The sequence below is a fragment of the Luteimonas composti genome (genome assembly GCF_042678665.1).
GTDB lineage: Bacteria > Pseudomonadota > Gammaproteobacteria > Xanthomonadales > Xanthomonadaceae > Luteimonas > Luteimonas composti.
This window is the reverse complement of the sequence record NZ_JBHTKU010000005.1, coordinates 293,095-319,869: the sequence shown is the minus strand read 5'-3', so window position 1 is coordinate 319,869 and position 26,775 is coordinate 293,095. Positions and strand designations below refer to the sequence as shown.

The following is a 26,775-nucleotide window of genomic DNA, read 5'->3' as shown; positions in this document are numbered from 1 at the left end:
GAGCAGGCGCGACGCCAAAAGCGCAACGCCCCGGCGGGACCGGGGCGTTGCGGGACGCGCGGGAGCCGGGGCGCCGCCTACCAGCGGTAGCCGACCTTGCCGTACACGAACGCACCACCGAACCCGAACGGCGACAGGTTGCTGTACGGGAACTGCCCGTTGGTCGAGTTGCCGAAGCTGTTCTCGTCCGGGTACTCGTTGAGCACGTTGTCGGCGCCCAGGGTCAGGGTCCAGCGGTCGTCGGGCCGGAAGCTGGTCGAAACATCGAGCAGCCACTTGGCGCCGTACTCCTGGTCGAGCGCGGCGTTGTTGGGCGTGGTGCGCACGCTGCCGTAGCGGGTCGCGTTGACCGAGAACGACCACTGCTGGCCGGTCCACACGCCGCCCAGCAGCAGCTTGTTGCGCGGGAAGCCCTGCTCGATGCGGCCGGCCTCGACCCGGTCGATGCGTTCCAGGTTCAGTCCGTTCTGCTCGAGTTCCGGCGGGTTGGCGGCGATCCGGGTGATCTCGGTCTTCGTGTGGTTGTAGCCGCCGGTGAGGTCCAGCGTGCTGGCCGCCAGCGGCACGCGCCAGGTACCGACCACGTCGATGCCGCGGGTACGGGTGTCGATGGCGTTGGTGAAGTAGCGGCCGCCGTTCACGCCGAAGATGCCGCGCGATTCGAGCAGGGTGCGCACCGCGTCGCCGGTGAGGTTGGACGAGAGTGCGATGCGGTCGTCGACGTCGATCTGGTAGGCGTCCACGGTCACGTACAGCCCTTCGGTCGGCTGCAGCACCAGGCCCAGGCTGTAGGATAGCGACTCTTCCGGCTGCAGCGGCTCGGCGCCGAAGGCCTGGGCCACCGCGCTGCTGGCCGGGAAGGTGCGGATCTCGAAGGGGGTGGACACGCCCGGCAGGAACACCGTGCTCACTGTCTGGAAATACTGCTGCGCCAGCGAGGGCGCGCGGAAACCCGAGGACACGGTGCCGCGCAGGGCGACGGCATCGCTGAAGGCGTAGCGCGCCGAGAGCTTGCCCGAGGCCTGGCTGCCGAAATCGTCGTAGTCCTCGTAGCGCGCGGCGATGCCGCCGGAGAACTGCTCGGTGAAATCCGCCTCCAGGCCGACGTAGGCGGCATGGCTGTCGCGGTCGTAGGCGCCCGAGACTGCCGGCGCGAAACCGCCGAAGCCCTGCGCGCCTCCCGGCGCCCCTACCGGGCCCTGGCCGGCGTCGGCCCAGGAGCCGTACTCGCCCGGCGACTGGTTCCACTTCTCGTTGCGCGCCTCGACGCCGAACGACAGCGTCGCCGGATAGGCCAGGCCCCAGTCGAACTGGCGGCTGACGTCGAGGTTGACGATGTTCTGGGTGGTCTCGAGCGCGCCGTCGTAGAACTCGGTCGGCGAGGACGCGCCCAGGCTGGCGTTGAGCGTGTTGCGCGTATAGAACTCGAGGTGGTTGTAGCCGTGGTTGTAGCTCAGGTCCCAGTTCCAGCCGCTGTCGGTGAAGCCCTTCAGGCCCGCGACCAGCGAACGGTCCCTGGAGATGTTGTTGATCTCCGGCAGGAAACCGTCGGGATAGATGGACGGGATGTTCTGGGTGGGGTTGCCCGGCGCGCGGAAGAACGCGAACGACGTGATGTCGCGGTTGCTGGCGGTGCCGAAGGCGTAGACCGACAGATGGTCGGTCAGCGCGTAGTCGAGGTTGAGCCCGACCGCACCGAAGTCCACGTCCGGCTCGCCGATCACGAAGGCCTTCTGGCCCAGCGCAGGCTGGGTGGGCCCGGGCGTGCCGGCGAACGGGCGCGCGCGGTTGGTGCGGTGCTGGCGGCCGATCTGTGCGGACAGGTGCAGGAAGCCGCGGTCCTCGCCCAGCGCCAGGCCGCCGTCGCCGGCGATCTGCGACTGGGCGCCGTCGCCGGCCGAGTACTGCCCGTGCTGCACCAGCAGGCTGCCGCCCTCGCGCGCGCCCTTGAGCACCACGTTGACCACGCCGGCGATGGCGTCGGAGCCGTACTGGGCCGAGGCGCCGTCGCGCAGCACTTCGACGCGGTCGATGGCCGAGACCGGGATGGTGTTGAGGTCCACCGGGGCCGAGCCGCGGCCGATCGTGCCATTGAGGTTGAGCAGCGACGAGGTGTGGCGGCGCTTGCCGTTGACCAGCACCAGCACCTGGTCGGGCGCGAGTCCGCGCAGCTGGGCAGGGCGGATCGCCGAGGTGCCGTCGGTCAGCGCCGGGCGCGGAAAGTTCAGGGAGGGCAGGGCGCGGGCCAGGGCGGTGGCCAGCTCGGTGGTGCCGGTGGCCTGCAAGGCCTCGCTGCCGATGATGTCGATCGGCGACTGGGACTCGGCGACCGTGCGGTCGGCCACGCGCGTGCCGGTCACGATGATCGTGTCCAGGGTGCCGGGGCTGGGGGCGTCCGCGGACTGGGCGAGCGCCGCGGGGGCGGCAAGCGCCAGCAGCAGGGCGGCGGCGAGGGGATGGCGGGCCATGCGGAACTCCTTGCGACAGCGGGGGATGGACGTGAAATTAACTCCGGCGTAACAAGCAAACAAAACGGAATAAGCCATCTTCTTATGCATATTCTGCATAAGTCGCCCGTGCGGCCCGCGCGGGCGGGCCCCCCTGCCGGCTCCGGTAGAATCCGCGCCCCATGATCGCCTTCCGCAATTTCGCCCTCCGCCGGGGCGAGCGCCTGCTGCTGTCCAACGTCGACCTGGCCCTGCACGCCGGCTGGCGGGTGGGCGTGGTCGGGCGCAACGGCACCGGCAAGTCCTCCCTGTTCGCCGCGGTGCGCGGCGAGCTCGAGCCCGACCTGGGCGACCTCGACGTGCCCAACCGGGTCCGCATCGCCAGCGTGGCCCAGGAAACCCCTTCGCTGCCCGACCCCGCCATCGACTTCGTGCTGGGCGGCGACGACGTGATCCACGCCGTGATCAAGGCCGAGGCCGAGGCCAACGCCCGCGAGGACTGGGAAGCGGTGGCCGAGGCCCACCAGAAGCTGGCCGAACTGGGCGGCTACGACGCCGAGGCCCGCGCCGGCCGCCTGCTGCACGGCCTGGGCTTCCCGGCCGAGACCCACCACCGCCCGGTCAGTTCGTTCTCGGGGGGCTGGCGCGTGCGCCTGAACCTGGCGCGGGCGCTGATGATGCCCAGCGACCTGCTGCTGCTCGACGAACCCACCAACCACCTCGACCTCGACGCGGTGCTGTGGCTGGAGCAGTGGCTGCTCAAGTACCCCGGCACCCTGCTGCTGATCTCGCACGACCGCGAGTTCCTCGACGGCGTGTCCACCCACACCCTGCACCTCAACGACGGCAAGGCGAAGCTGTACGTCGGCGACTACACCGCCTTCGAGCGCCAGCGCGCCGAACACCTGCGCCAGCAGCAGATCGCGCACGAGAAGGAGCAGGCCGAGCGCGCCCACCTGCAGAAGTTCATCGACCGCTTCAAGGCCAAGGCCAGCAAGGCGCGCCAGGCGCAGAGCCGCATGAAGCGCCTGGCCAAGCTGGCCGGCACCGAGGCGGTGCGCGCCGAGCGCGAGTTCCGGATCGAGTTCCCGGCGCCATTGAAGCTGCCGCATGCGCTGCTGCGCATCAACGACGGCGTCTGCGGCTATGGCGCCGACGCGCGGATCCTGGCCAACGTCGGATTCGGCCTGGAGGCCGGCGACCGCATCGGCCTGCTCGGCCCCAACGGCGCCGGCAAGTCGACCCTGGTCAAGTCGCTGGTGGGCGAACTGCCGCTGGTGGCGGGCGAGCGCTACGCCCACCCGGACCTGCGCATCGGCTACTTCGCCCAGCACACGGTGGAGTCGCTGAAGGCAGGCACCTCGCCGATCGACCACCTGCGCGAGCTGTCGCCCGATTCGCCGACCCAGGCCTTCCGAGACTTCCTCGGCAAGTGGTATTTCCCCGGCGACCGCGCGTTCGAGAGCATCGACGGCTTCTCCGGCGGCGAGCGCGCGCGCCTGGCGCTGGCCCTGATCGCGTGGAAGCAGCCCAACGTGCTGCTGCTCGACGAACCCACCAACCACCTCGACCTGGACATGCGCGAGGCGCTGGCCGAGGCGCTGAGCGATTTCGACGGCGCGATCGTGCTGGTCTCGCACGACCGGCACCTGATCGGCCTGGTCAGCGACACCTTCTGGCGCGTGTCCGACGCGGTGGTGAAGCCCTTCGACGGCGACCTCGACGAATACGCCGCGTGGCTGCGTTCGCGGCCGGCCAGCGAGCAGGCCCGCGCCCCGGCGATGCCGAAGGCGGCCGAGCCCACGGCCGAACCGGCAAAGCCGGCGCAGAAGGTCAATCCGCACAAGCTCGGCAAGGCCGAGGCGCGGGTCGCCGAACTGGAGCAGGCGCTGGCCGGCATCGACGCCGAACTGGCCGATCCGGCGGTCTACGCCGACGGCGCCCGGGTCTCGGCCCTGGGCCAGCGGCAGGCGGCGCTGCGCGCGCAGCTCGACGAGGCCGAGGGCGAACTGCTGGCCCTGTACGGCTGAGGCCGCCGGCGCGGTCGCCTGCGCGCGATTTCCGTTAGGTGCCGGCACGCGGCCTGCCTGTGCTGCGGCTCGTGCGTGCGGCACGTTCGCGCGCTGCCAGCTTGCGGGCATCGCCCGCAGGACGGGCACGGCCGCACCGCTGGCGGGCGCGGTCCATGCCCTGGCGGATCGCCGGGCGGCGGCTTGCGATCGGATGACCCCGCGGCTACGGTGCGGGCTGCCTCCGACGACCCTGGTGCCATGTCCCACAGACGCCTCGCCGCCGCCACCGCCTCGACCCTCGCGCTGGCGCTCGCCGCCTGCACCCCGACCGTCGAGGTCGATCTTCCCGCCGCCGACGCCGCCCCGCGGGCCGGAGCCGCCGATGCGGCGGGCGACACCGCCGCGACCGCCCCGGCCGATGCCTTCCTCGCGGCCCTCGCCAGCCACTGCGGCCAGGCCTTCGAGGGCCGCATCGTCGCCAACGAGCCCAGGAGCAGCGAGCCGGACGATTTCGAGGGCAAGCGCCTGGTGATGCACGTGCGCGGCTGCGATGAGCCGGCGAAGCAACTGCTGGTGCCGTTCCATGTCGGCGAGGACCGCTCGCGGACCTGGGTGCTCACCCGCACCGGGACCGGCCTGCGCCTGAAGCACGACCACCGCCACGAGGACGGCAGCGAGGACGCGGTGACCATGTACGGCGGCCACACCGCCGGCCCCGGCACGGCCGTGCGCCAGGAGTTCCCGGTGGACGAGGAGTCGGTCGCGATGTTCCAGCGCGAAGGCCTGGACGCCTCGGTCGCCAATACCTGGGCGTTGGAGGTCGAGCCCGGCGAGCGCTTCGTCTACGAACTCACCCGCCCGGGTGGCCGCGAGTTCAAGGTGGCGTTCGACTTGGGCCGCCCGGTCGACCTGCCGCCGCCGCCCTGGGGCAGCGAGGCGCCCTGAGCCCGGCCCGGGCTTGAATCCGCGCCGGGCGCCCCCATCCTGCGCGCCTGGACGAACCACCCCTTCCCGATATCGCCATGCCCATCTACGCGTTCCGCTGCGAGCAGTGCGGCCACAGCTTCGACCGGCTGCAGAAGCTTTCCGACCCGGATCCGGAGACCTGTCCGTCCTGCAACGCCGCTTCGGTCAAGCGCGCGCTGACCGCGCCGTCGTTCCGCCTGGCCGGCGGCGGCTGGTACGAGACCGACTTCAAGAAGGACGGCGACAAGAAGCGCAACCTGGCCGGCGGCGACGAGGCCAAGGCGCCCAAGTCCGAACCGTCGTCCACCGACGCCGCCAAGCCGGCCGCGTCCACGCCCGCCCCGGCGCCGAAGGCCGCCGAAGCCTGAACCCGGTCCGGGCGCGCAGCGCGCCCGGGACCCGCGAACGTTGCCGTGTCCGCCGCCCGCGCTCAGCCGCGCGAGCGCGGCGCCGTGCGCACCATCGCCAGGCTGTCGAGCTCCATGTATTCGGCCCAGTCCAGCCAGGCGCGGAACTCCAGGTCGGTGATGGTCTCGTCCACCCCGATCTGCAGGCGGATCGGCCCGGTCGGCCGGCGTCCCTCCGGCTGCACCCACTCGCGCGCCACCACGCGCCCGTCCGAGGCCACCGCCTCGAGCCAGAACGGGTGGGTTGGCCATTCGCGCGGGCGCACGCGCAGCTGGTACTGGCCCGCCACCACTTCGGTTTCATGGCCCAGCCAGACCGCGCGGCGCGGACGCGGGCGCGGGCCCGGGGCGGCCTCCAGCGGCGCATCCACGCGCACGCCCCGCTGCAGGTCGGCGTCGGCAAAGAGCCTGCGGTTGTTCTGGCCGTCCACCAGCAGGGCGCACCATTCGCCGCTCAGCGCGTCGTCGTCGAAGGCGGTGCAGCGGTCCACGTAGGCGCGCACGTTGGCCGGGTCGTCGATGCCGAACTGGCGCGGTGCGTCCTCCATCGTGATCGAGCCCAGGGTCCAGTCCGGCTCGTATTCGATCATCACCGGCGGATGCACCTGCTGCAGTCCGATGCGGATCTGGCCATCGTCCACCTGCAGCGTGCGGGTATCGCCGCCGGTCCACAGGCTGCGCGCGTAGGCCAGGTATGGGGCGTACTCCGCGCCGGACGCGCCCAGCGCCGCCACGCTGGCGCCCGGCGCGGCATCGGGCGCCAGCAGCGAGCGGCCGAAGCCCAGCGCCGTCCGGTCCGGGTCGATCAGCGAGAGCAGGGTGGCGCCCGAATCCAGCGTCGTGCCGGGCACCGCCAGCTGCTGGCCCTCGATGCCGGGGCCGAGGAACAGCAGCAGGTTCTCGCGGCGCATGTCCTTGAGCACGTGGCTCAGGTGGTTGGGCATGGCCAGGTGGTCGGAGGCCAGCACGATCAGGGTGTCGTCGGCGTAGTCGGAGGCGCGGATGCGCTCGACCAGCTGCGAGATCAGCAGGTCGCTGCACTTGATCGCATGCAGCAGGCCGATGTCGCCCAGCGGGCTCTCGTAGCGCACGTCGCGACAGGCCTCGGGCAGGTGCCCGGCCGGATGGTGCGTGTCCATGGTCAGCGCGTTGAGCATGAACGGCGCGCCGGCCGCCGACAGCGCCAGGAAGGTGTCGAAGGCATCCTCGAGCAGTACGTCGTCGTGCAGGCCCCAGTTGGAGAAGTGCCGCGGCTCGATCCCGGCCTCGCGGTAATGTGCCAGGTCGCGGACCTCGTCGTAGCCGTGCTGTTCCAGGAACCGGCCCTTGGCCGCGAAGTTCGCGTCGGCCCCGCCGAGGAACAGGTTGCGGTAGCCCTGGCCCTTGAGGAAATCGCCCAGGCAGTGGGCCCCGGGCAGGAAGTCGCTCATCCGCCCCAGGCTGTTCTCGTCGCCGCGCGCGGCGGTCAGCGGGATTCCGCACTGCGAGGTGACCAGGCCGGCGATGGTCCAGCCGCCGCCCTCGGGGGAGGCGATGTCGCGGAAATCCAGCCCCTCCTTCACCAGCCTGGCCAGGTGCGGCATCAGGCCCGGGAAGACCGATTCGTCGAGATAGGTGCGTTCCAGGCTCTCGGCGTAGATCCAGACGATATTGGGACGCCTCGGCAGCTCGCCGCCGGGGACCTGGTACTGGGCCGCCACCCCGTCCGCGTCGGCCGGGGCGAAGTGGCCGCGCAGCCGCTGCAGGTCGGACCACAGCGGGCTGGCGAGAAAGGCCAGGGCCAGCGTGGCTGCGAAGCCCGCGGACACGGCGGGCGTGGAATGGCGCAGGCGGAAGCCCCGCAGGCGTCCGCGCAGCAGTGGCACCAGGGCCAGCGGCAGCAGCGAGAGCAGGGCCAGGCCCAGGAACCGGGCGATGTCCGCGCCGAAGTCGCCCACGCCGGCGCCCTGCAGGCCGGCCTGGAGGTGGTAGAGGGTGGCGGCATCGATCCCGTTCCCGCTCATCCGGTCGACCAGCCACCAGACGCTGAGCGCCAGCAGCAGGGCCGACAGCAGGCCCGCCTTGAGCCACGCCAGGCGCGGCGAGGCGACCAGGAGGTAGGCCAGCAGGAGCAGGGACAGGAGCAGGATCGGCGTCATGCGGATGGGCTTCCTCGGGCGGACGGGGCCGGCTCCCGCATGACGGGGCCAGGCTGACACCTTGCCGTCATATTGCTGAATCTCCCGTCGACGGCAGCCCCGGGAACCCGATCGCCCCCCGAGCGGTTCACTTTCCGTCGCGTCGCGGCGGCCGGCCCCTTAAACTTGGCGGTTTGCCGGCACCGCCGGCACGACCTTCCGGAGTTCCCGTTCCATGCGTACCCATTTCTGCGGCCTGATCGACGAGTCGTTGGTCGGGCAGACCGTGACCCTGTGCGGCTGGGCCGACGTCGCCCGCAACCTGGGGGGCGTCTGCTTCATCGACCTGCGCGACCACGAGGGCATCGTCCAGGTCGTGGCCGAGCCGTCGGACGCTGCCGGCAACGCCGAAGTGGTGGCCATGGCCGAGAAGGTGGGCTACGAGGACTGCCTGCGCATCACCGGCACCGTGCGCCGCCGCCACTCGGTCAACGCGAAGATCCGTACCGGGCAGGTGGAAATCGTGGCCGAGCGCATCGAGGTGTTGAACAAGGCCGATCCGCTGCCGTTCCACCACCACGAGAACCCGGGCGAGGACATCCGCCTCAAGTACCGCTACCTCGACCTGCGCAGCCCCGAGATGCAGCGCAAGATGCGCACCCGCACGAAGCTGGTCAGCGCGCTGCGCCACTGGCTGGACGCGCGCGGCTTCCAGGACATCGAGACGCCGATCCTGACCAAGGCCACGCCCGAGGGCGCGCGCGACTTCCTGGTCCCGGCGCGCATGCACCCGGGCGAGTTCTACGCCCTGCCGCAGTCGCCGCAGCTGTTCAAGCAGATCCTGATGATGGCCGGCTTCGACCGCTACTACCAGATCGCGCGCTGCTTCCGCGACGAGGCCCTGCGCGCCGACCGGCAGCTGGAATTCACCCAGCTCGACATGGAGTTCGCCTGGGTGTCCGAGCGCGACGTGCAGGACACGGTCGAGGCGATGATCCGCGACGTGTTCCGCGAGGTCGCCGGCGTCGAACTGGCCGCCGAATTCCCGCGCATGACGTATGCCGAGGCCATGCGCCGCTACGGTTCGGACAAGCCGGACCTGCGCATCGCGCTCGAGCTGGTGGACGTGGCAGACCTGGTCAGGGACAGCGGCTTCGCGGTGTTCACCGGCCCGGCCGCTGATCCCGCCGGCCGCGTCGCCGCCCTGCGCATTCCCGGAGGCGCCTCGCTCTCGCGCAAGCAGATCGACGAGTACGCCGCGCACGCCGGCAAATACGGCGCCAAGGGCCTGGCCTACATCAAGATCGGCGAGGGCGGCGAGGTGACCTCGCCGATCCAGAAGTTCTTCGACGAGGCCGCGTTCGCCGCGCTGGTCGCGCACGTGGGCGCCGGCAACGGCGACATCGTGTTCTTCGGCGCCGGCAGGTACTCGACCGTGAGCGACTTCATGGGCGCGGTACGGCTCAAGGCCGGCCGCGATTTCGGCCTGGTCGAGGACGGCTGGAAGCCGCTTTGGGTCACCGACTTCCCGATGTTCGAATGGGACGAGGAGGCGCAGCGCTACGTGGCCCTGCACCATCCCTTCACCGCCCCGGCCGTGGACGACGAGGCCGACCTGCGCGCCAATGCCGCCACGGCGGTGTCGCGCGGCTACGACATGGTGCTCAACGGCAACGAGATCGGCGGCGGTTCGATCCGCATCCATCGTTCGTCCATGCAGAGCGCTGTATTCGAGCTGCTGGGCATCGGCCAGGAAGAGGCCGAGCTGAAGTTCGGCTTCCTGCTCGACGCGCTGCGCTACGGCGCGCCGCCGCACGGCGGCATCGCCTTCGGCATCGACCGCATCGCGGCGCTGATGGCCGGCACCGAGTCGATCCGCGACGTGATCGCCTTCCCCAAGACCACTTCCGCGCAGTGCCTGATGACCGGTGCGCCCTCGCCGATCCCGGACGAGCAGCTGGCCGAGGTGCACGTGCGGGTGCGGCCGCAGGGTTGACGGGGTCGGGGCGGGGGCCAGCCAATGCCGGTTGAAATCCGTCGCGCCAGCCTTGCCGACGCCGCCACGCTGTCGGCGCTGTGCGCGCGTACCTTCACCGAGACCTTCGGCCACCTCTATCCGCCGGAGGACCTCGCCAGCTTTCTCGCCGGGTCCTACGCGGTCGAGCGCCAGCGCACGATCCTGGCGCATCCGGACTACGCGGTCTGGCTGCTGGAGGACGACGGCGTGGCCGTGGGGCATGCCGCCGCCGGTCCCTGCGGGCTGCCGCATCCGGACGTCGCGCCGGGCGATGGCGAGCTCAAGCGGCTGTACGTGCTGCGCGACTACCAGTCCGGCGGCCACGGCGGGCGCATCATGGACGCGGTGATGGACTGGTTGCTGCGCGACGGCCCGCGCACGCTGTGGGTGGGCGTGTGGTCGGAGAACCCGGGCGCCCAGCGCTTCTACGCGCGCCGCGGGTTCGAGCGGGTGGGGGAGTACGACTTCCCGGTCGGCAATACGATCGACCTCGAATACATCCTGCGGCGGCCCGCGCAGCCGCCTGCCTGATCGCTCGCGGGTGGCGCCGGCCGGATGCCGTCGTCCACGCAACGTGCAGACTTGCGCAGCCCGCGCGGCTTCGGCCCAATCCACGCATGTCCGACTCTCCCGTGTCGCCCATCGACAGCCCGGCCCGGCCGCCGGTCCTGCTGATCCACGGCATCTGGAACGCGCGCCTGTGGCTGCTGCCGCTGGCGCGCAAGCTGCGCGCGGCCGGTTTCGATGCGCGCATCTGGGGCTACAGCAGCGTGTTAGACGATCCGGCGCACGCGGCGCGGGCGCTGGCCGAGCGGCTGCGCGGTGGCCCGCAGATGGACCTGGTCGGCTACAGCCTCGGCGGGCTGGTGGCGCTGGAGGCCTTGCGCATCGCCCCCGCCCTGCCGGTGCGGCGGGTGGTGTGCCTGGGATCGCCGCTGTGCGGCAGCTGCACCGCGCGCTCGCTGGGCGCGCACCGCTGGTCCTCGCCGCTGCTCGGACGCAGCGCGCGGCTCCTGCAGCGCGGGCTCGGCGACGCGCCCCCGCCGGTGGAGGTCGGCGTGGTGGCCGGCTGCGTGCCGCGTGGGCTGGGGCGGCTGCTGGCCGTGGTGGACCCGGAATCGGACGGGACCGTGGCGATCGCCGAAACCCGGGTCCCGGGCCTGCGCGACCACTGCATCGTCCAGGCCAGCCACAGCGGCCTGCTGCTGTCCCCGCAGGCCGCGCGCCAGGCGGCCTGCTTCCTGCGCAGCGGGCGCTTCGAGCATGGGGACGACGCGCCAAACGTATAATCGCCGCGTCTTCCCCATACGGCCTTACGATCCATGGGACGCGGTCCTTCCATCGAAGCACGCAAGAACGCCGTCGACGCGCAGCGCGGCAAGATTTTCACCAAGATCATCCGCGAGATCGGCGTCGCCGCCCGCGCCGGCGGGGGCGACCCCGGGGGCAACCCGCGGCTGCGCGCCGCGATCGACAAGGGCCTGTCGGTCAACATGTCCAAGGACGTCATCGAGCGGGCGATCAAGAAGGCGACCGGCGAGCTGGAAGGCGTCGAGTACGAGGAGATCCGCTACGAGGGCTACGCGCCCGGCGGCGTCGCCGTGATCGTGGACTGCCTCACCGACAACCGCGTGCGCACCGTCGCCGACGTGCGCCACGCCTTCGGCAAGTTCGGCGGCAACCTCGGCACCGAGGGCTCGGTGGCCTTCATGTTCCGCAAGATGGGCGTGCTCTCCTACGGAGCGGGCGCGGACGAGGAGAAAATCACCGAGGCCGCGATCGAGGGCGGCGCCGACGACGTGGTGGTGTACCCCGAAGACGGGGCGATCGACGTCATCACTGCCCCGGAATCCTTCTCCGCCGTGAAGCAGGCAATGGACGCCGCCGGCCTTGCGCCCGACCTCGCCGAGGTGACCATGCGCGCCGACAACGACATCGCCGTGGACGGCGAGACCGCGCAGCAGGTGGTCAAGCTGCTGCGCTGGCTCGAGGACATGGACGACGTGCAGAGCGTCTACTCCAACGCCGAGCTGGGCGATGCCGCGTTCGGCTGAGCCGATCGTTCCGGGCCGCGGACGCGCGGCATGACCCGCATCCTCGGCATCGACCCCGGGTCGCAGCGGACCGGCGTGGGCATCATCGATGTCGACGCCGCGGGACGCGCCACCCACGTCTACAACACCGCACTGGTCCTGCTGGGCGAAGGCGATTTCGCCCAGCGTCTCAGGCGCCTGCTGCTGGGGCTGGCGGAGGTCATCGAGACCTGGCAACCGCAGGAAGTGGCGATCGAGCGCGTGTTCCTGGCGCGCAATCCCGACTCGGCGCTCAAGCTCGGCCAGGCGCGTGGCGCGGCGATCAGCGCCGTGGTGCTGCGCGACCTGCCCGTGCACGAGTACGCGGCCAAGGAAGTGAAGCTGGCCCTGGTCGGCAAGGGCGGGGCGGAGAAGGGGCAGATCCAGCACATGGTCGGGCTGATGCTCAACCTGCAGGGCAAGCTGCAGGCCGACGCCGCCGACGCGCTGGCCATCGCGATCACCCACGCCCACGTGCGCGCGACCGCGCGCCGCCTGGGCGTGAGCACGCAGCAGGCCTGGAGCAGGAAATGAGGGCGGCCGCCACCCTGTCCGCGCCCGCCGGCGCGTCCCGGTCCGCGCGCGTCGCGCGCGCGTTCTCGCATTCCACATCGATTGGCTGGAGGCCAGCGCCATGATCGGTCGCCTCAGGGGCATCCTCGTCCACAAGCAGCCGCCCTGGCTCGTCGTCGACGTGCACGGGGTGGGCTACGAACTGGAGGCGCCGATGAGCACCTTCTACGACCTGCCCGAAGCCGGGCGCGAGGTGGCGCTGTTCACCCACTACGCGCAGAAGGAGGACAGCGTGTCGCTGTACGGCTTCCTCACGGAGGCCGAGCGGCGGCTGTTCCGCGACGTGCAGAAGGTCAGCGGCATCGGCGCGAAGATCGCGCTCGCGATCCTGTCCGGCGCCACGGTCAACCAGTTCGCGACGCTCGTGCAGACGGGCGATGTCACCGCACTCACCCGCATCCCCGGGATCGGCAAGAAGACCGCCGAGCGGATCGTGGTGGAGTTGCGCGACCGCGCCGCCGACCTGGCCGTGGGCACGGTTCCCGGCGTGGGCGCGCCGGTCCCGGCCGACCCGCTGTCCGAGGCGATCGTGGCCCTGCAGCAACTGGGCTACAAGCCGGCGGAGGCGCAGAAGATGGCCAAGGCCGCCGCGTCGGAAGGCGACCCTGCCGAAACCATCATCCGCAAGGCGCTACAGTCCGCGCTTCGCTGACCGGACGCGCTGCCCGCCATGTCCAACACCGCCCACCCGCCTGCAGGATCCGGAACGCATGCGCCGGGCAACGGCCGGGTCGGGATGGCCGGCCTGGTGATCGGCGCGATCGGCGTGGTGTTCGGCGACATCGGGACCAGTCCGCTGTACACCATCCGCGAGGCGTTCTCGCCGCACTACGGGCTGGTGGCCGACCACGACACCGTGCTGGGCGTACTGTCGATGATCTTCTGGGCGCTGAGCCTGGTGGTCACGCTGAAGTACGTCACGATCATCATGCGCGCCGACAACGACGGAGAGGGCGGCATCATGGCGCTGATGGCCCTGGCGCAGCGCTGCTTCCCCAAGGGTTCGCGCTCGGCCTACACGGTCGGCATCCTCGGCATCCTCGGCGCCTCGCTGTTCTTCGGCGACGGCGTCATCACGCCGGCCATCTCGGTGCTCTCGGCGGTCGAAGGCCTGGAGGTGGTGGCGCCGGGCCTGCACCGCTGGATCGTGCCGATCACCCTGGTGGTGCTGGTGGCCCTGTTCGCGAGCCAGCGCTACGGCACGGCCGGGGTCGGCCGGGTGTTCGGGCCGATCACGGTGCTGTGGTTCGCCGCGCTGGCCGCGCTGGGGCTGATGAACATCCTGCACGAGCCGGAAGTGCTGCACGCGATCAACCCGTGGTGGGCGGCCCGGTTCTTCATCGACCACACCTGGGGCGGCATTTTCATCCTCGGTGCGGTGGTGCTGGCGGTGACCGGCGGCGAGGCGATCTACACCGACATGGGCCATTTCGGGCCACGCCCGATCCGCTACGGCTGGTACTTCTTCGTGCTGCCGGCGCTGATGCTCAACTACCTGGGGCAGGGCGCGCTGGTGCTCGAGGACCCGGCCGCGATCCGCAATCCCTTCTACGTGGGCGTGCCCGACTGGGCGCAGTGGCCGATGATCGTGCTGGCCACCCTGGCCACGGTGATCGCCTCGCAGGCGGTGATCACCGGCGGTTACTCGATCGCCCGCCAGGCGATGCAGCTGGGCTACATCCCGCGGATGCGGATCAAGCACACCTCCAGCGAGACCATCGGCCAGATCTACATCCCCGCGATCAACTGGACCATGATGGCGATCGTGGTCGGGCTGGTGCTGTCGTTCGGCAACTCCTCGTCGCTGGCGGCGGCCTACGGCATCTCGGTATCGGCGACGATGCTGATCGACACCCTGCTGCTGGCCCTGGTGGCGCGCACGCTGTGGCCCGGGCAGCGGCGCTGGGTGCTGCCGCTGTGCGCGCTGTTCCTGGTCATCGACATCGCCTTCCTGGTGGCCAATGGCGCCAAGGTGCTGCAGGGGGCCTGGTTCCCGGTGGTGCTGGGCATCGTGCTGTTCACCCTGCTGCGGACCTGGCGGCGCGGGCGCGAGGTCCTGCGCGAGGAGATGCAGAAGGAAGGCATCCGCCTGGATGCGTTCATCCCCGGCCTGATGCTGGCGCCGCCGGTGCGCGTGGAAGGCACGGCGGTGTTCATGACCAGCGACAAGGGCGTGGTCCCGCATGCGCTGCTGCACAACCTCAAGCACAACAAGGTGCTGCACGAGCGCAATGTGTTCCTCACCGTGGAAACGCTGACGGTACCGTACGCCACGGCGGGCAGGCGCCTGTCCATCGATTCGATCGGGGACGGCTTCCACCGGGTGGTGGTGCGCTTCGGCTTCATGGAAACGCCCGACGTGCCCCAGGCGCTGATGCAGGCGGCCGACCACGGTTCGCTGATCTTCGACCCGATGGAGACCACCTATTTCGTCAGCCGCGAAACCATCGTGTCCAGCGCCAACCGCGGCATGCCGGTCTGGCGCGACCGCCTGTTCGCGGTGATGCACCGCAACGCCGCGCCCGCCAACCAGTTCTTCAGGATCCCGGGCAACCGGCTGGTGGAACTGGGCGCGCAGGTCGAGATCTGAGCCGGAGCCCCGGGCGCGGCCTGTTCAAGCCGGCCCGGGATCGGCCGTTATCGGTGTGACGCCACCGCACGGGTGCGGGCGCATGACCCTGCTCCAGCCAATCGTCGCCAGGACCACCCTGCCGCAGCGCGTGCTGCTGCTGGAGAACTCGCGCGCCTATACCCAGGCGGTGGCCGGGGCGATCGAGCAGAAGCTGGAGCTGCCGGTGATGGTCGCCACCACGCTGTCGGAGGCACGGGCGCTGCTGGACCGCCATGACGACTGGTTCCTCGCCCTGACCGGCCTGGTGCTGGCCGACGGCGACCGCGACGAGGTGGTGAACTGCCTGCTCGAGCGCGGGCTGTCGACGGTGGTGGTCACCGGCGTCTACGACGAGGACCTGCGCGAGCGGCTGCTGCGGCGGCGGGTGATCGACTTCGTGCTCAAGAGCACCCCGGGCAGCCTCGACTACATCGTCTGGCTGGTGAAGCGGCTGGAGCGCAACCGCCGCATCTCGGCGCTGGTGGTGGACGATTCGTCGTCGGCGCGCGCGCACACGGCCAGCCTGCTCGAGACCTACGGCTACCGCGTGGTCCAGGCCGAGGACGGCGACGCGGCGCTGCGGCTGCTGGAGGGCGATCCCACGATCCGCCTGGCCCTGGTCGACCAGGAAATGCCCGGCATGCAGGGGGTCGAGCTGACCCGCCGCATGCGCGGCGTGCGCGCCCGCGACCGCGTCGCGGTGATCGGCGTGTCCGGACGCGAAGATGCCGGGCTGGTCGCGCGCTTCCTCAAGAACGGCGCCAACGACTTCCTGCGCAAGCCGTTCTCGCGCGAGGAGTTCTTCTGCCGCGTGTCGCAGAACGTCGACCAGCTCGAGCTGATCGGCAGCCTGCAGGACCTGGCCACCCGCGATTTCCTCACCGGCCTGCCCAACCGGCGCCACTTCCTCGAGCAGGCCGAGCGCCTGGTGCCGGAACTGCGCGCGCAGGACCAGCCGCTGGCCATGGCCATCCTCGACATCGACCACTTCAAGCACATCAACGACGGCTGGGGCCACGACGCCGGCGACCATGCGCTGCGCGCCATGGCGGGCGAGCTGTCGCAACACGCCCGCCCGCAGGACCACGTGGCCCGTTTTGGCGGCGAGGAGTTCTGCCTGCTCGTGCCCGGGCTGGAAGGCGACGCCCTGGCGTCCTATTTCGAGACGCTGAGGCAGCGGATCGAAGCGTTGCGGGTACGCGTGCCCGGCGGTGCGCTGCGCATGACCGTCAGCATCGGCGTGCGTACCGCGACGCCGGGCGACGACCTGCACCGGCTGCTGGGCGATGCGGACCGCCGGCTGTACCTGGCCAAGGCCGGGGGCCGCAACCGCGTGGTGATGGCAGGGTAGGGCGGCGGGGCGAACGCTTCGCGGTCACCGCGCAGCCCCCCTCGTTGCCGTCGACCGATCCTGCCGAGCGGAGCTCCGGATCCTCAGCCTTGGGGCAAGGGCTCAGGCGCGCGGGCGTGGTCGCGACCGGCGGCGGCCTGCGGCTGCTGGAGCTCAAGTGCCACGTGTCCCTGCCGCAGCCAGGCCTGCATCTCTTCGGACCTGGCGAGATCGGAGAGTGCACGCGCGACCGCGCCCGGATCGCCTCCGTCCAGCGCGGGCAACAGCCGGTCGAGCAGCCCGGTCGACGCCGGGCGCGCCCCTTGGCGGTTGACCGGCGCTTCCGCTTCGGGCGGCAACCGGTGCCGGTGGTCCGGATGGTCGCGATGCCCGGGCGCGGTGGCCTGGTCCGCCTGGCGCGGCAGCGGCCGCCCGGGCTCGAAGTGGTCGGCCAGGTCGCGCTCGCGCGGGCGCGGTGCGGGCGCGAGGCGCAGCGTGGCCGGATCGATGTCGCCCGTCTGCGGAAGGCCATGCGCGCGCTGGAAGTCCAGCAGCGCCCCCTGCATCGACGCCCGGTAGACGCCATCGCGATCGAGCGGCCCGCCGCCCGCCGCGCGATAGCCCTCGCCATGCATGACCTGCTGCAGGACGCCGATGCGGGCGTGGGATTCGCCGAGGCGGAAGGTGCCGTCGTGCGCGACAGCCAGCTCTTGGCTCCCGCCTCGGGACGGGGCGGTGTGGAGCAGTCGCCCTTCGACCAGGTCTGCCACGTAGCGTTCGAACTGGGCGTAGTGGCGGGTGTCGATTTCCATGTGCACGTGCACGGCTCGCCCAGGCGGCAGGCCGAGTCCCAGGTTGTCCTGGGTTCCCAACGGCTGCCCGTAGGAGACATCGTCCCCTGCATTCACCTCGATGCCGCTCAGGTGACGCATGCGCGCGATGACCTCGCCGGATTCGTTCGAGATCTCGACCAGTCCGTTTCGATCGTCGCGCCGGCTGATCGTCCCGGAAATCGGGGATGGAACATCCAGCTGTCTGGACCATCCCGCGTCGCCGGCGCCCCGCGACTCGATGATGAAATCCTTTATCAGCAGCACCTGGTCCGGAGCCAGCGCGCCGTATTCGTCGGTCCGCCGCGTCTCGATTTCCTGGAATTCGCCACCGATGTAGGCATACGAGCGCTTGGTCCTGGACTCCACGCCCACGATCACGCCGTCGATCATTGCCGCGTGGCGGTTGCCTTTCGGATGATGGGTGACCAGCGACTCCAGGCCGGTGACCGGAATATTGGTCTGGTTTCCGTGCGCATCGGGCGCACCGAGCTGAAGGACCCGGTGCCCGCTTCCGCCTTCCGGGCTCATGACCCGTCCCGCCCGCTCGATGCGCTCCGGCAGCGTACATAGCTTCGCGCCTGTTCGGCGTCCGCGATCGTCAGCGAGTCACCGGAGAGCACATAGATGGCTGGGCCCTGCAGATCCGGGGGTGCGATGTCCGAGACTGCAAGGACACGCAAAGCCAGCGGGATGTCCGAAATCCTCGCGACTTCGCGGATCTCCATCAGTTCCTCATAGCCGCGAACGAAGTCCGCACCGATCTGCAGACGGCTGTCGCTCTCGACCGTCGGGTCGACGTAGCACGGTTCAGGAGCCAGATCCCAGACGCCGTGGATTTCAGCGGGAAGGAGGGCGGGCAGGCCAGTGTCCTTGCCCTGCAGTGAGCCGTGTGTCTGCGCGCAGGCGTTGACTGCCCAGACGCCGAGAACGAGCGTCAACAAGGCGGCGCCCGTGCGGGCACGGGGTCCTGCGGCCGTAGCGATCCTTTGCATCCCTGCTCCTCCTGAGCTGGCGGCGAAGCCCTGTTCTATCACATCATGCGGGGCCACGGCATTTTTCCATCCCTGTCGCGTTCCCGTTCCATGTCCCGGCATGGAAAGCCGGCCGACCGCCCCCACCTCAGCGCCATGGCCAACCATCCCGCTCCGTCGATCCCGTACTCCCTGCTCGACCTGGCGCCGGTCTGCGAGGGCAGTACACCGGCCCAGGCCTTCGCCAATTCGCTGGACCTGGCGCGCCAGGCGGAGGCGCTGGGCTACCGCCGGTTCTGGCTGGCCGAACACCACAACATGCCCGGCATCGCCAGCGCGGCGACGGCTGTCCTGATCGGCCATATCGCGGGCGGCACCTCGACCATCCGTGTCGGGGCGGGCGGGGTGATGCTGCCCAACCATGCGCCGCTGCAGGTGGCCGAGCAGTTCGGTACCCTGGCGTCGCTGTACCCGGGCCGCATCGACCTTGGGCTGGGGCGCGCGCCGGGCACCGACCAGCCCACGACCCGCGCGCTGCGCCGCTACTACGCCGGCGCCGACGCCTTTCCTTCCGATGTCATGGAACTGCTGCGCTATTTCGAGCCCGCGCAGCCGGGCCAGCCGGTGCAGGCGGTGCCAGGCGCAGGTCTCGACGTGCCGGTCTGGATCCTCGGCTCGAGCCTGTTCGGCGCACAGCTCGCCGCCTCGCTGGGCCTGCCGTATGCCTTCGCCTCGCACTTCGCGCCCGCGGCCATGACCGAGGCGGTGGCGCTCTATCACCGGGATTTCCGCCCGTCAAAGTACCTGCGCGCACCGTACGCCATGCTTGCGCTCAACGTGGTGGCGGCCGATACGCGCGCCGATGCGCAGCGCCTGTTCACCACGCAGCAGCAGAGCTTCGTGCGCCTGCGCCGCGGCGCGCCCGGGCTGATCCCGCCGCCGATCGACGACATCGAAGCGTTCTGGACGCCGCAGGAAAAGGCGATGGTGGAGCAGGCGCTGGCCTGTTCGGTGGTGGGGGATGCCGATGACGTGCGCGAGGGCATCGCCGCATTCGCCGCGCGGCATCGTCCCGACGAACTGATGCTGACGGCCAACGTATTCGACCATCAGGCGCGCTGTCATTCGTTCGCCCTCGCGGCGAGGGCGTTCTCGCGCGCGGGATCCGCGCAGGACTGAGGGCGCCCGGCCGTCGACCGCTGTGCGCTGCAGCATGCAGCTGACGACAGCGCCGGGCGTCACGACGCGGGCACGCGCTGCTTGGCCTTCACTCGTGCAGAGGGTAGGCTTCCCGGGCAAGCCGAGGCGCCAGCAGGAGTGATGCAGGTGGAGACCAGTCCCGATCAGCCGCGGAAACGACGGGAAATCCTGCTGTTCCTGTTCATCACCGTGGTCCTGTTTCCGGTGTTGTCGGTCATGATCGTGGGCGGGTACGGCTTCGCGGTGTGGATCTACCAGATGATCGCGGGCCCGCCAGGCCCCGCGGGCGGGTGAGGGGCGTGGCGGGAATCGCGCCTGACCGCGCCAGCGTGTCACGCAGGACGCTGCTGCGTGGGCGGCTGCGTGGCGAACCGGTGTTGCGCCCGCCATGGGCGATCGATGAATCGCCATTCTCCGACGCCTGCACTGGCTGCGGAGACTGCGTGCGCGCCTGTCCAGAGGCTGTCCTGGTGCAGGCGGCCGGTGGTCTGCCGATGTTCGACCCGCGGCGCGGCGAATGCAGTTTCTGCGGCGACTGCGCAGGTGCGTGCGATGCGCAGCTGTTCCGACCGGTCGAGCAGCGGCCATGGGCACTGCGTGCGCTGGTCGGGCAGGAGTGCCTGGCCACCCAGGGCGTGGTCTGCTTCAGCTGCCGGGATGCCTGCCCCACCGCCGCCATCCGTTTCGCACCGTCGCGCACGATGCCGGTACCCGAGGTGCTGTCCGACCGGTGCACCGGCTGCGGTGCCTGCATCGCCGGCTGCCCGGCCGGCGCCCTGTCGCTGTCCGCGCTCCACGAGGAGGCCATCGATGCCTGAACCTGCGCCCGAATGGCATCTGGCCAGCCTGGTGGTGCGCCACCGCCCCGACGCGATCCCCGCGCTCGCGGCCACCATCGCAGGCGCGCAGGGACTCGAACTCGCCCTGCAGGACGACACCCGCAGCGTGCTGCTCCAGGAAAGCGACGGGACCGCCGGGCTGATGGACAACATCCGGCTGATCGAGTCGGTGGCCGGCGTCTATGCCGTCAACCTCGTCTACCACCATGTCGAACCGCGGGGGCTGGCCGACGCAGCCGCATCGGCGCCCGCCCGCCAGGAGTCACTGCGATGAGTACAAGTCGCCGCGAGTTCATCCGCAATACCGCCATCGCCAGTGCGGCCGCGGCCGCCGGCCTGCCGGTTCCGGCCCAGGTGGCCGAGCCGGTCGTCGAGGGCGGCAATGCGCTCAAGTGGAGCAAGGCCCCGTGCCGCTACTGCGGCACCGGCTGCGGCATCAACGTCGCCGTCCATAACGGTCGCGTGGTGGCCACCCACGGCGACGTGCTGGCCGAGGTCAACCGCGGCCTCAACTGCGTCAAGGGCTATTTCCTGTCCAAGGTGATGTACGGCGCCGACCGGCTCACCACGCCGCTGCTGCGCAAGAAGAACGGCGTGTACGACAAGGAAGGCGACTTCACCCCGGTGGGCTGGGACGAGGCTTTCGACGTGATGGCGGAGAAGTTCCGCGCCGTGCTCAAGGCCAAGGGCGGCGACGGCATCGGCATGTTCGGATCGGGCCAGTGGACGGTGTGGGAAGGCTACGCGGCCAACAAGCTGATGAAGGCCGGCTTCCGCAGCAACCACATCGATCCCAACGCACGCCACTGCATGGCCTCGGCGGTCACCGGTTTCATGCGGACCTTCGGCATGGACGAGCCGATGGGCTGCTACGACGACATCGAGGCCGCCGATGCGTTCGTGCTGTGGGGGTCGAACATGGCCGAGATGCATCCGATCCTCTGGACCCGGGTGACGGACCGCAGGCTGTCCAACCCGCACGTCAAGGTAGCCGTGCTGTCGACCTTCGAGCACCGCAGCTTCGACCTCGCCGACATCCCGATGGTGTTCAAGCCCCAGACCGACCTGGTGATCCTGAACTACATCGCCAACCACATCATCCGCAGCGGCAAGGTCAATCGCGAATTCGTCGAGAAGCACACCAAGTTCCGCCGCGGCCACGACAACATCGGCTACGGCCTGCGCGCCGAACATCCGCTGCAGGTGGCGGCCACGCACGGCCACGACCCCGAGGGCGGGGTCGACATCGACTTCGACGAATTCGCGCGCTTCGTGGCGCCATACACGCTCGAGCGTGCGGTCGAGATGACCGGCATCGAGCGCGGCTGGCTGGAGAAGCTCGCCGAGCTCTACGCCGATCCCGGCATCAAGGTGATGTCGTTCTGGACGATGGGCTTCAACCAGCATACGCGCGGCACGTGGGCCAACAACATGGTCTACAACATCCACCTGCTGACCGGGAAGATCGCCACCCCCGGCAACAGCCCGTTCTCGCTCACCGGCCAGCCCTCCGCCTGCGGCACCGCGCGCGAAGTCGGCACCTTCAGCCACCGCCTGCCGGCGGACATGGTCGTCGCCAATCCCGAGCACCGCCGCCACGCCGAGGAGATCTGGAAGATCCCGCACGGCATCATCAAGGACAAGCCCGGCTACCACGCGGTCGAGCAGAACCGCGCCCTCAAGGACGGCAAGCTCAATGCCTACTGGGTGCAGGTCAACAACAACATGCAGGCCGCGGCCAACATGCTGGAGGAGGGCTATCCCGGCTATCGCAACCGGGACAACTTCATCGTGGTGTCCGACGCCTATCCCACGGTGACCTGCCAGGCCGCGGACCTGATCCTGCCTTCGGCGATGTGGGTGGAGAAGGAGGGCGCGTACGGCAATGCCGAGCGCCGCACCCATTTCTGGCACCAGCTCGTGGACGCGCCCGGTGAGGCGCGCTCGGACCTGTGGCAGCTGATGGAGTTCTCCAAGCGCTTCACCACCGACGAGTGCTGGCCCGAGGAGATCCTGGCGGCCAACCCGCAGTTCCGCGGCAAGACCCTGTTCGAGGTGCTGTACCGCAACGGCAAGGTCGATGCATTCGGCGTCGACCAGATCGAGGAGGGCTACGCCAACCACGAGTCGGAGGCGTTCGGCTTCTACGTGCAGAAGGGCCTGTTCGAGGAGTACGCGGAGTTCGGGCGCGGGCACGCGCACGACCTCGCGCCATTCGACACCTACCACCAGGTCCGCGGACTGCGCTGGCCGGTGGTCGACGGCAAGGAAACGCGCTGGCGCTACCGCGAGGGCGCCGATCCCTACGTCAAGCCTGGCAAGGGCTTCGAGTTCTACGGGCAGCCCGACGGGCGCGCCGTGATCTGGGCATTGCCCTACGAACCGCCCGCCGAATCGCCCGACGACGAATACGACCTGTGGCTGGTCACCGGGCGCGTGCTCGAACACTGGCATTCGGGGTCGATGACGATGCGCATTCCCGAGCTCTACCGCGCGGTGCCGTCGGCGGTCGCCTTCATGAATCCCGACGACGCGCGCGCGCGCGGGCTCAAGCGCGGCGACGAGGTCGAGGTCGTCTCCAGGCGCGGGGCGATGCGCACGCGGGTGGAAACGCGCGGTCGCAACCGGATGCCGCGGGGGGTGATCTTCGTGCCCTGGTTCGACGCCGCGCAGCTGATCAACAAGGTCACGCTCGACGCCACCGACCCGATCTCCAAGCAGACCGACTTCAAGAAGTGCGCGGTCCGGGTGGCCGCCGTGGGAGGGGCCTGACATGCGTGCGCTCGCATCCAACTCGCTGCTGGCGCTGGTGCTGCTGGCGCTGGCGGCCTGCGGCCGGAATGAGCCGCCGCCGCAGGTGGCCCCGCCCGCGCCCGAGGTCGGCGCCCGCGGCAACCCGGCGCAGGACATCGACGGCCTGCGCCGGAACATCCCGATCACCACCGAGGTCACCCCCCTGCCGATGGCCAGCGTGGAGAACTTCGACCTGCGCCGCGAACGCGCCTACCCGATGCAGCCGCCCACCATCCCGCACAGCATCGAGGGCTACCAGGTCGACCTGAACTCCAACCGCTGCATGCTCTGCCATGCGCGCAACACCGCCGCGCAGTTCCAGGCGATTCCGGTGAGCGTGACGCACTACATGGACCGGGACGACCAGTTCCTGGCCGAGGTGTCGCCGCGACGCTACTTCTGCGTGCAGTGCCACGTGGTGCAGACCGACGCCAAGCCGCTGGTCGGCAACCAGTTCCGCGACATCGACACGATGCTGCGCGAGGAGCGGGCGGCGCAGGCCGGGCAGGCGCACCAATGAGCCCGGTCCACCGCGCCATCGCGACCCTGCGGGGCTTCTGGCGCCAGTTCACCGCGCCGGCACGCTACCTGAGCCTGGGCTTCCTCACCCTGGGCGGCTTCATCGCCGGGATCCTGTTCTGGGGAGGCTTCAACACGGCGATGGACGCGACCAACACCGAGGTGTTCTGCACCAGTTGCCACGAGATGCGCGACAACGTGTTCGAGGAACTCAAGACCACGATCCACTACAGCAACCGCTCCGGGGTCCGCGCCACCTGCCCGGACTGCCACGTGCCGCACGACTGGACCGACAAGATCGCGCGCAAGATGCAGGCTTCCAAGGAGGTGTGGGGCAAGATCTTCGGCACCATCAACACCCGCGAGAAGTTCCTCGACCAGCGCCTGGTGCTGGCCACCCATGAATGGGCCCGGCTCAAGGCCAACGATTCGCTGGAGTGCCGCAACTGCCACGACTACGAGTCGATGGACCTGACCCGGCAGGCGAGCCGCGCCGCCCGCACCCACCGCACCTTCCTGGCCACCGGCGACGCGACCTGCATCGACTGCCACAAGGGCATCGCCCACCGGCTGCCCAATATGGCGGGCGTGCCGCAGGGCGTGCAGGCGGCGCCGGCGGCGGCCGCGCACTAGGCATCCCGGCTGCGGCCGCCGGGCCGCGGGACGGAAGGCCGTTCCGGCCGGGTCCCGCGGGCGCGACCGGACGATGCGGCGCCCCGGGCGGCATGCGACCATAGCGCGATGGAAGACCGCATCATCGGCGCCGGCGCCACCCGCGAAGACGACGCCCTCGAGGCCAGCATCCGCCCCCGGCGGCTGGACGAGTACCTCGGCCAGCAGCCCGTGCGCGAGCAGATGGGCATCTACATCGAGGCGGCCAAGCGCCGCGCCGAGGCGCTGGACCACGTCCTGATCTTCGGCCCGCCCGGCCTGGGCAAGACCACCCTCAGCCACGTCATCGCCAACGAGCTGGGGGTGAGCCTGCGGGTGACCTCCGGCCCAGTGATCGAGAAGGCCGGCGACCTGGCCGCGCTGCTGACCAACCTGCAGCCGCACGACGTGCTGTTCATCGACGAGATCCACCGCCTCTCGCCCGTGGTCGAGGAGGTGCTGTACCCGGCGATGGAGGATTTCCAGCTCGACATCATGATCGGCGAGGGCCCGGCCGCGCGCTCGATCAAGATCGACCTGCCGCCCTTCACCCTGATCGGCGCGACCACCCGCGCCGGCCTGCTGACCGCGCCGCTGCGCGACCGCTTCGGCATCGTGCAGCGGCTGGAGTTCTACAGCGCCGCCGAGCTGACCCGGATCGTGCGCCGCGCTGCACAGATCCTCGGCATCGACTGTGCCGAGGAAGGCGCGGCCGAGATCGCCCGGCGCTCGCGCGGCACCCCGCGCATCGCCAACCGCCTGCTGCGCCGCGTGCGCGACTACGCCCAGGTCAAGGCCGGGGGGCGCATCGACCAGTCCGTGGCCGACGCGGCGATGAAGATGCTCAAGGTCGACCCGGAAGGCTTCGACGAACTCGACCGGCGCCTGCTCAACCTGATCATCGAGAATTTCGATGGCGGCCCGGTCGGCGTGGATTCGCTGGCCGCGGCCCTGAGCGAGGAGCGCGGCACGCTCGAGGACGTGATCGAGCCCTACCTGATCCAGCAGGGCTTCCTGGTCCGCACCGCGCGCGGCCGCATGGCCACGGTAAAGGCCTGGCGCCACCTGGGCCTGGAGCCGCGCCGCGGGGCCGCTACCGGCATCGGCGACACCGAAAGCCTGTTCTGATGGCGCACGCGCCGCCCCCCTTCATCACGGAGCGTCCACAGTTGAGCCCTTCCGCGCTTTCCGATTCCGGTCGTCCAGCGTTCAGCATCCCGACAAGGGTGTACTGGGAAGATACCGACGCTGGTGGCGTGGTCTATCACGCGCAATACGTGGCGTTCCTCGAGCGGGCGCGTACCGAGTGGGTCCGGTCGCTGGGGTACGGGCAGGATGCGCTGCGACTGACCCACGGGCTGGTGTTCGCGGTGCGGGCGATGCGGATCGATTTCCGCAAGCCGGCGCGGCTGGACGATGCGCTGCAGGTCACGGTGTCGCTGCGCCGCTGCCGGCACGCGAGCATCGTGTTCGCGCAGTCCATCCTGCGCGATGGCGAGCTGCTGCTGGACGCGGAAGTGCGGTGCGCGGCGCTGGAAGCGTCGACGTTCCGCCCGCGGGCGATTCCCGAAGCGCTGCACCAGGAACTGATCCGACTCGTCGAACCCGGAGCCCAGGAAGAATGATCCCCCTCGCAATGCTGCTGCAGGCCACCCAGATCGAGCCGCTGCCCGAAGAGGCCGCCGCGACGACGACCCAGCTGGCCGACCCCGCGGCTGCTGCCGCGGCCGTGGCCGCCAGCGAGGGCATCAACTACATCGACCTGATGCTCAAGGCGAGCCTGCCTGTGCAGCTGATCGTGCTGCTGCTGCTGGCGGGTTCGCTGATCAGCTGGGTCATCATTTTCCGCAAGGCGCGCATCTTCAAGCTCGCCAACCGGGACGCCGACGAGTTCGAGAACCGGTTCTGGTCGGGCGCCGACCTCGGCAAGCTGTATTCGGGCGCGACCGACCGCAACCGCCACGTGACCGGACTGGAAGCGATCTTCGAGGCCGGCTTCCGCGAGTTCGCGCGCCTGCGCGAGAAGCGCGGCTTCGACGCCCGTGCCCAGTTGGAGGGCGCGCAGCGCGCGATGCGGGTGAGCTACACCCGCGAGGTCGACCAGCTCGAGCGCAACCTCGAGCTGCTGGCCAACATCGGTTCCACCGCACCCTACGTGGGCCTGGTAGGCACGGTGTTCGGCATCATGGTGACCATGCACGACATGCTCAACAGCGGCGAGCAGACCGGCATCGCCGCGGTGGCGCCGGGCATCTCCGAGGCGCTGTTCGCCACCGCCATCGGCCTGTTCGTGGCGATCCCGGCGGTGTGGGCCTACAACCGCTTCACCACGCGGGTCGAGCGCCTGTCGGTGCGCTACGAGAGCTTCGCCGAGGAGTTCAGCACCATCCTGCAGCGCCAGAGCTCGATCGAGTAGG

Annotated in this window: 25 protein-coding genes; 21 read left to right on the top strand and 4 right to left on the bottom strand. The window is 70.2% G+C overall.

Features of this window, described 5'->3' with window-relative positions; genetic code table 11:
- Positions 1–77 precede the first annotated feature (77 nt).
- On the bottom strand, positions 78–2,468 hold the full coding sequence (locus ACFQ2D_RS16375; RefSeq protein ID WP_280942729.1) for a TonB-dependent receptor plug domain-containing protein: 2,391 nt from the start codon (positions 2,466–2,468) through the stop codon (positions 78–80).
- A gap of 161 nt (positions 2,469–2,629) precedes the next feature.
- On the opposite strand from ACFQ2D_RS16375, the gene ACFQ2D_RS16370 reads away from it, so the two are divergent.
- The 3 genes from ACFQ2D_RS16370 to ACFQ2D_RS16360 all read left to right on the top strand — a co-directional run bounded on the left by ACFQ2D_RS16370 (position 2,630) and on the right by ACFQ2D_RS16360 (position 5,793).
- Positions 2,630–4,477 (top strand): ABC-F family ATP-binding cassette domain-containing protein, encoded by a 1,848-nt coding sequence (locus ACFQ2D_RS16370; RefSeq protein ID WP_280942730.1) that lies wholly within the window; start codon positions 2,630–2,632, stop codon positions 4,475–4,477.
- Between the two features lie 240 nt (positions 4,478–4,717).
- Positions 4,718–5,404: a hypothetical protein gene (locus tag ACFQ2D_RS16365; RefSeq protein WP_280942731.1), complete on the top strand. Its 687-nt coding sequence runs from the start codon at positions 4,718–4,720 to the stop codon at positions 5,402–5,404.
- 77 nt (positions 5,405–5,481) lie between these two features.
- Complete coding sequence (locus tag ACFQ2D_RS16360) at positions 5,482–5,793, top strand: FmdB family zinc ribbon protein (RefSeq protein WP_280942732.1); 312 nt, start codon at positions 5,482–5,484, stop codon at positions 5,791–5,793.
- Between the two features lie 62 nt (positions 5,794–5,855).
- On the opposite strand, the gene ACFQ2D_RS16355 is transcribed toward ACFQ2D_RS16360, so the two are convergent.
- Positions 5,856–7,970, bottom strand: coding sequence for a phosphoglycerol transferase I (locus ACFQ2D_RS16355; RefSeq protein WP_280942733.1), 2,115 nt, complete (start codon positions 7,968–7,970; stop codon positions 5,856–5,858).
- Between the two features lie 214 nt (positions 7,971–8,184).
- Between ACFQ2D_RS16355 and aspS the strand changes: the two genes are divergently transcribed.
- The 8 genes from aspS to ACFQ2D_RS16315 all read left to right on the top strand — a co-directional run bounded on the left by aspS (position 8,185) and on the right by ACFQ2D_RS16315 (position 16,573).
- Positions 8,185–9,945 (top strand): aspartate--tRNA ligase, encoded by a 1,761-nt coding sequence (gene aspS, locus ACFQ2D_RS16350; protein WP_280942734.1) that lies wholly within the window; start codon positions 8,185–8,187, stop codon positions 9,943–9,945.
- A 24-nt stretch (positions 9,946–9,969) separates the two neighbouring features.
- On the top strand, positions 9,970–10,497 hold the full coding sequence (locus tag ACFQ2D_RS16345; RefSeq protein WP_280942735.1) for a GNAT family N-acetyltransferase: 528 nt from the start codon (positions 9,970–9,972) through the stop codon (positions 10,495–10,497).
- An 86-nt stretch (positions 10,498–10,583) separates the two neighbouring features.
- Positions 10,584–11,255, top strand: a complete 672-nt coding sequence (locus tag ACFQ2D_RS16340) for an esterase/lipase family protein (RefSeq protein WP_280942736.1) — start codon at positions 10,584–10,586, stop codon at positions 11,253–11,255.
- 33 nt (positions 11,256–11,288) lie between these two features.
- On the top strand, positions 11,289–12,020 hold the full coding sequence (locus ACFQ2D_RS16335) for a YebC/PmpR family DNA-binding transcriptional regulator (RefSeq protein ID WP_280942737.1): 732 nt from the start codon (positions 11,289–11,291) through the stop codon (positions 12,018–12,020).
- A 30-nt stretch (positions 12,021–12,050) separates the two neighbouring features.
- A complete protein-coding gene (ruvC, locus tag ACFQ2D_RS16330) occupies positions 12,051–12,572 on the top strand; it encodes a crossover junction endodeoxyribonuclease RuvC (protein WP_280942738.1) in 522 nt (173 codons plus the stop codon).
- A gap of 100 nt (positions 12,573–12,672) precedes the next feature.
- Complete coding sequence (ruvA, locus tag ACFQ2D_RS16325) at positions 12,673–13,263, top strand: Holliday junction branch migration protein RuvA (RefSeq protein ID WP_280942739.1); 591 nt, start codon at positions 12,673–12,675, stop codon at positions 13,261–13,263.
- An 18-nt stretch (positions 13,264–13,281) separates the two neighbouring features.
- Complete coding sequence (locus tag ACFQ2D_RS16320) at positions 13,282–15,201, top strand: potassium transporter Kup (protein WP_280942740.1); 1,920 nt, start codon at positions 13,282–13,284, stop codon at positions 15,199–15,201.
- Positions 15,202–15,283: 82 nt separating this feature from the next.
- Positions 15,284–16,573 carry a diguanylate cyclase gene (locus ACFQ2D_RS16315; protein ID WP_280942741.1) on the top strand — a complete coding sequence of 430 codons (1,290 nt, stop codon included), beginning with the start codon at positions 15,284–15,286 and terminating at the stop codon, positions 16,571–16,573.
- An 83-nt stretch (positions 16,574–16,656) separates the two neighbouring features.
- On the opposite strand, the gene ACFQ2D_RS16310 is transcribed toward ACFQ2D_RS16315, so the two are convergent.
- Complete coding sequence (locus tag ACFQ2D_RS16310) at positions 16,657–17,913, bottom strand: peptidoglycan-binding protein (RefSeq protein WP_280942742.1); 1,257 nt, start codon at positions 17,911–17,913, stop codon at positions 16,657–16,659.
- The gene (locus ACFQ2D_RS16305; RefSeq protein ID WP_280942743.1) at positions 17,910–18,377 is read right to left on the bottom strand and encodes a hypothetical protein; all 468 of its coding nucleotides are present in this window, start codon (positions 18,375–18,377) and stop codon (positions 17,910–17,912) included. Before ACFQ2D_RS16305 ends, ACFQ2D_RS16310 begins: the two co-directional genes overlap by 4 nt.
- Before the next feature lie 135 nt (positions 18,378–18,512).
- Here ACFQ2D_RS16305 and ACFQ2D_RS16300 point away from each other — a divergent pair, with 135 nt between their 5' ends.
- The 10 genes from ACFQ2D_RS16300 to tolQ all read left to right on the top strand — a co-directional run bounded on the left by ACFQ2D_RS16300 (position 18,513) and on the right by tolQ (position 26,774).
- Positions 18,513–19,535 carry an LLM class flavin-dependent oxidoreductase gene (locus ACFQ2D_RS16300; RefSeq protein WP_280942913.1) on the top strand — a complete coding sequence of 341 codons (1,023 nt, stop codon included), beginning with the start codon at positions 18,513–18,515 and terminating at the stop codon, positions 19,533–19,535.
- Between the two features lie 147 nt (positions 19,536–19,682).
- Complete coding sequence (gene napE / locus ACFQ2D_RS16295) at positions 19,683–19,850, top strand: periplasmic nitrate reductase, NapE protein (RefSeq protein WP_280942914.1); 168 nt, start codon at positions 19,683–19,685, stop codon at positions 19,848–19,850.
- Positions 19,802–20,374 carry a ferredoxin-type protein NapF gene (napF, locus tag ACFQ2D_RS16290; protein WP_386795709.1) on the top strand — a complete coding sequence of 191 codons (573 nt, stop codon included), beginning with the start codon at positions 19,802–19,804 and terminating at the stop codon, positions 20,372–20,374. The genes napE and napF overlap by 49 nt, the downstream gene beginning before the upstream one ends.
- Positions 20,367–20,669 carry a chaperone NapD gene (locus ACFQ2D_RS16285; protein WP_280942745.1) on the top strand — a complete coding sequence of 101 codons (303 nt, stop codon included), beginning with the start codon at positions 20,367–20,369 and terminating at the stop codon, positions 20,667–20,669. The genes napF and ACFQ2D_RS16285 overlap by 8 nt, the downstream gene beginning before the upstream one ends.
- Positions 20,666–23,167, top strand: coding sequence for a periplasmic nitrate reductase subunit alpha (napA, locus tag ACFQ2D_RS16280; protein ID WP_280942746.1), 2,502 nt, complete (start codon positions 20,666–20,668; stop codon positions 23,165–23,167). Before ACFQ2D_RS16285 ends, napA begins: the two co-directional genes overlap by 4 nt.
- Position 23,168: 1 nt before the next feature.
- The gene (locus ACFQ2D_RS16275) at positions 23,169–23,708 is read left to right on the top strand and encodes a nitrate reductase cytochrome c-type subunit (RefSeq protein ID WP_280942747.1); all 540 of its coding nucleotides are present in this window, start codon (positions 23,169–23,171) and stop codon (positions 23,706–23,708) included.
- Entirely contained in the window at positions 23,705–24,340 is a 636-nt protein-coding gene (locus tag ACFQ2D_RS16270) for a NapC/NirT family cytochrome c (protein WP_280942748.1), read from the top strand. Before ACFQ2D_RS16275 ends, ACFQ2D_RS16270 begins: the two co-directional genes overlap by 4 nt.
- Before the next feature lie 108 nt (positions 24,341–24,448).
- A complete protein-coding gene (ruvB, locus tag ACFQ2D_RS16265; protein ID WP_280942749.1) occupies positions 24,449–25,486 on the top strand; it encodes a Holliday junction branch migration DNA helicase RuvB in 1,038 nt (345 codons plus the stop codon).
- Entirely contained in the window at positions 25,486–25,983 is a 498-nt protein-coding gene (gene ybgC / locus ACFQ2D_RS16260; protein WP_280942750.1) for a tol-pal system-associated acyl-CoA thioesterase, read from the top strand. The genes ruvB and ybgC overlap by 1 nt, the downstream gene beginning before the upstream one ends.
- On the top strand, positions 25,980–26,774 hold the full coding sequence (gene tolQ / locus ACFQ2D_RS16255) for a protein TolQ (RefSeq protein WP_280942751.1): 795 nt from the start codon (positions 25,980–25,982) through the stop codon (positions 26,772–26,774). The genes ybgC and tolQ overlap by 4 nt, the downstream gene beginning before the upstream one ends.
- Position 26,775: the final 1 nt, after the last annotated feature.

Coding starts and splice junctions, on each gene's coding strand:
- aspS (WP_280942734.1), top strand. CDS start 8,185: ATGCGTACCCATTTCTGCGGCCTGATCGACGAGTCGTTGGTCGGGCAG.
- ACFQ2D_RS16365 (WP_280942731.1), top strand. CDS start 4,718: ATGTCCCACAGACGCCTCGCCGCCGCCACCGCCTCGACCCTCGCGCTG.
- ACFQ2D_RS16370 (WP_280942730.1), top strand. CDS start 2,630: ATGATCGCCTTCCGCAATTTCGCCCTCCGCCGGGGCGAGCGCCTGCTG.
- ACFQ2D_RS16355 (WP_280942733.1), bottom strand. CDS start 7,970: ATGACGCCGATCCTGCTCCTGTCCCTGCTCCTGCTGGCCTACCTCCTG.
- ACFQ2D_RS16275 (WP_280942747.1), top strand. CDS start 23,169: ATGCGTGCGCTCGCATCCAACTCGCTGCTGGCGCTGGTGCTGCTGGCG.
- ACFQ2D_RS16315 (WP_280942741.1), top strand. CDS start 15,284: ATGACCCTGCTCCAGCCAATCGTCGCCAGGACCACCCTGCCGCAGCGC.
- ruvA (WP_280942739.1), top strand. CDS start 12,673: ATGATCGGTCGCCTCAGGGGCATCCTCGTCCACAAGCAGCCGCCCTGG.
- ACFQ2D_RS16340 (WP_280942736.1), top strand. CDS start 10,584: ATGTCCGACTCTCCCGTGTCGCCCATCGACAGCCCGGCCCGGCCGCCG.
- ACFQ2D_RS16320 (WP_280942740.1), top strand. CDS start 13,282: ATGTCCAACACCGCCCACCCGCCTGCAGGATCCGGAACGCATGCGCCG.
- ACFQ2D_RS16300 (WP_280942913.1), top strand. CDS start 18,513: ATGGCCAACCATCCCGCTCCGTCGATCCCGTACTCCCTGCTCGACCTG.
- ACFQ2D_RS16375 (WP_280942729.1), bottom strand. CDS start 2,468: ATGGCCCGCCATCCCCTCGCCGCCGCCCTGCTGCTGGCGCTTGCCGCC.
- ybgC (WP_280942750.1), top strand. CDS start 25,486: ATGGCGCACGCGCCGCCCCCCTTCATCACGGAGCGTCCACAGTTGAGC.
- ACFQ2D_RS16285 (WP_280942745.1), top strand. CDS start 20,367: ATGCCTGAACCTGCGCCCGAATGGCATCTGGCCAGCCTGGTGGTGCGC.
- ruvC (WP_280942738.1), top strand. CDS start 12,051: ATGACCCGCATCCTCGGCATCGACCCCGGGTCGCAGCGGACCGGCGTG.
- ACFQ2D_RS16335 (WP_280942737.1), top strand. CDS start 11,289: ATGGGACGCGGTCCTTCCATCGAAGCACGCAAGAACGCCGTCGACGCG.
- napA (WP_280942746.1), top strand. CDS start 20,666: ATGAGTACAAGTCGCCGCGAGTTCATCCGCAATACCGCCATCGCCAGT.
- ACFQ2D_RS16305 (WP_280942743.1), bottom strand. CDS start 18,377: ATGCAAAGGATCGCTACGGCCGCAGGACCCCGTGCCCGCACGGGCGCC.
- ACFQ2D_RS16360 (WP_280942732.1), top strand. CDS start 5,482: ATGCCCATCTACGCGTTCCGCTGCGAGCAGTGCGGCCACAGCTTCGAC.
- ruvB (WP_280942749.1), top strand. CDS start 24,449: ATGGAAGACCGCATCATCGGCGCCGGCGCCACCCGCGAAGACGACGCC.
- ACFQ2D_RS16345 (WP_280942735.1), top strand. CDS start 9,970: ATGCCGGTTGAAATCCGTCGCGCCAGCCTTGCCGACGCCGCCACGCTG.
- ACFQ2D_RS16270 (WP_280942748.1), top strand. CDS start 23,705: ATGAGCCCGGTCCACCGCGCCATCGCGACCCTGCGGGGCTTCTGGCGC.
- ACFQ2D_RS16310 (WP_280942742.1), bottom strand. CDS start 17,913: ATGAGCCCGGAAGGCGGAAGCGGGCACCGGGTCCTTCAGCTCGGTGCG.
- tolQ (WP_280942751.1), top strand. CDS start 25,980: ATGATCCCCCTCGCAATGCTGCTGCAGGCCACCCAGATCGAGCCGCTG.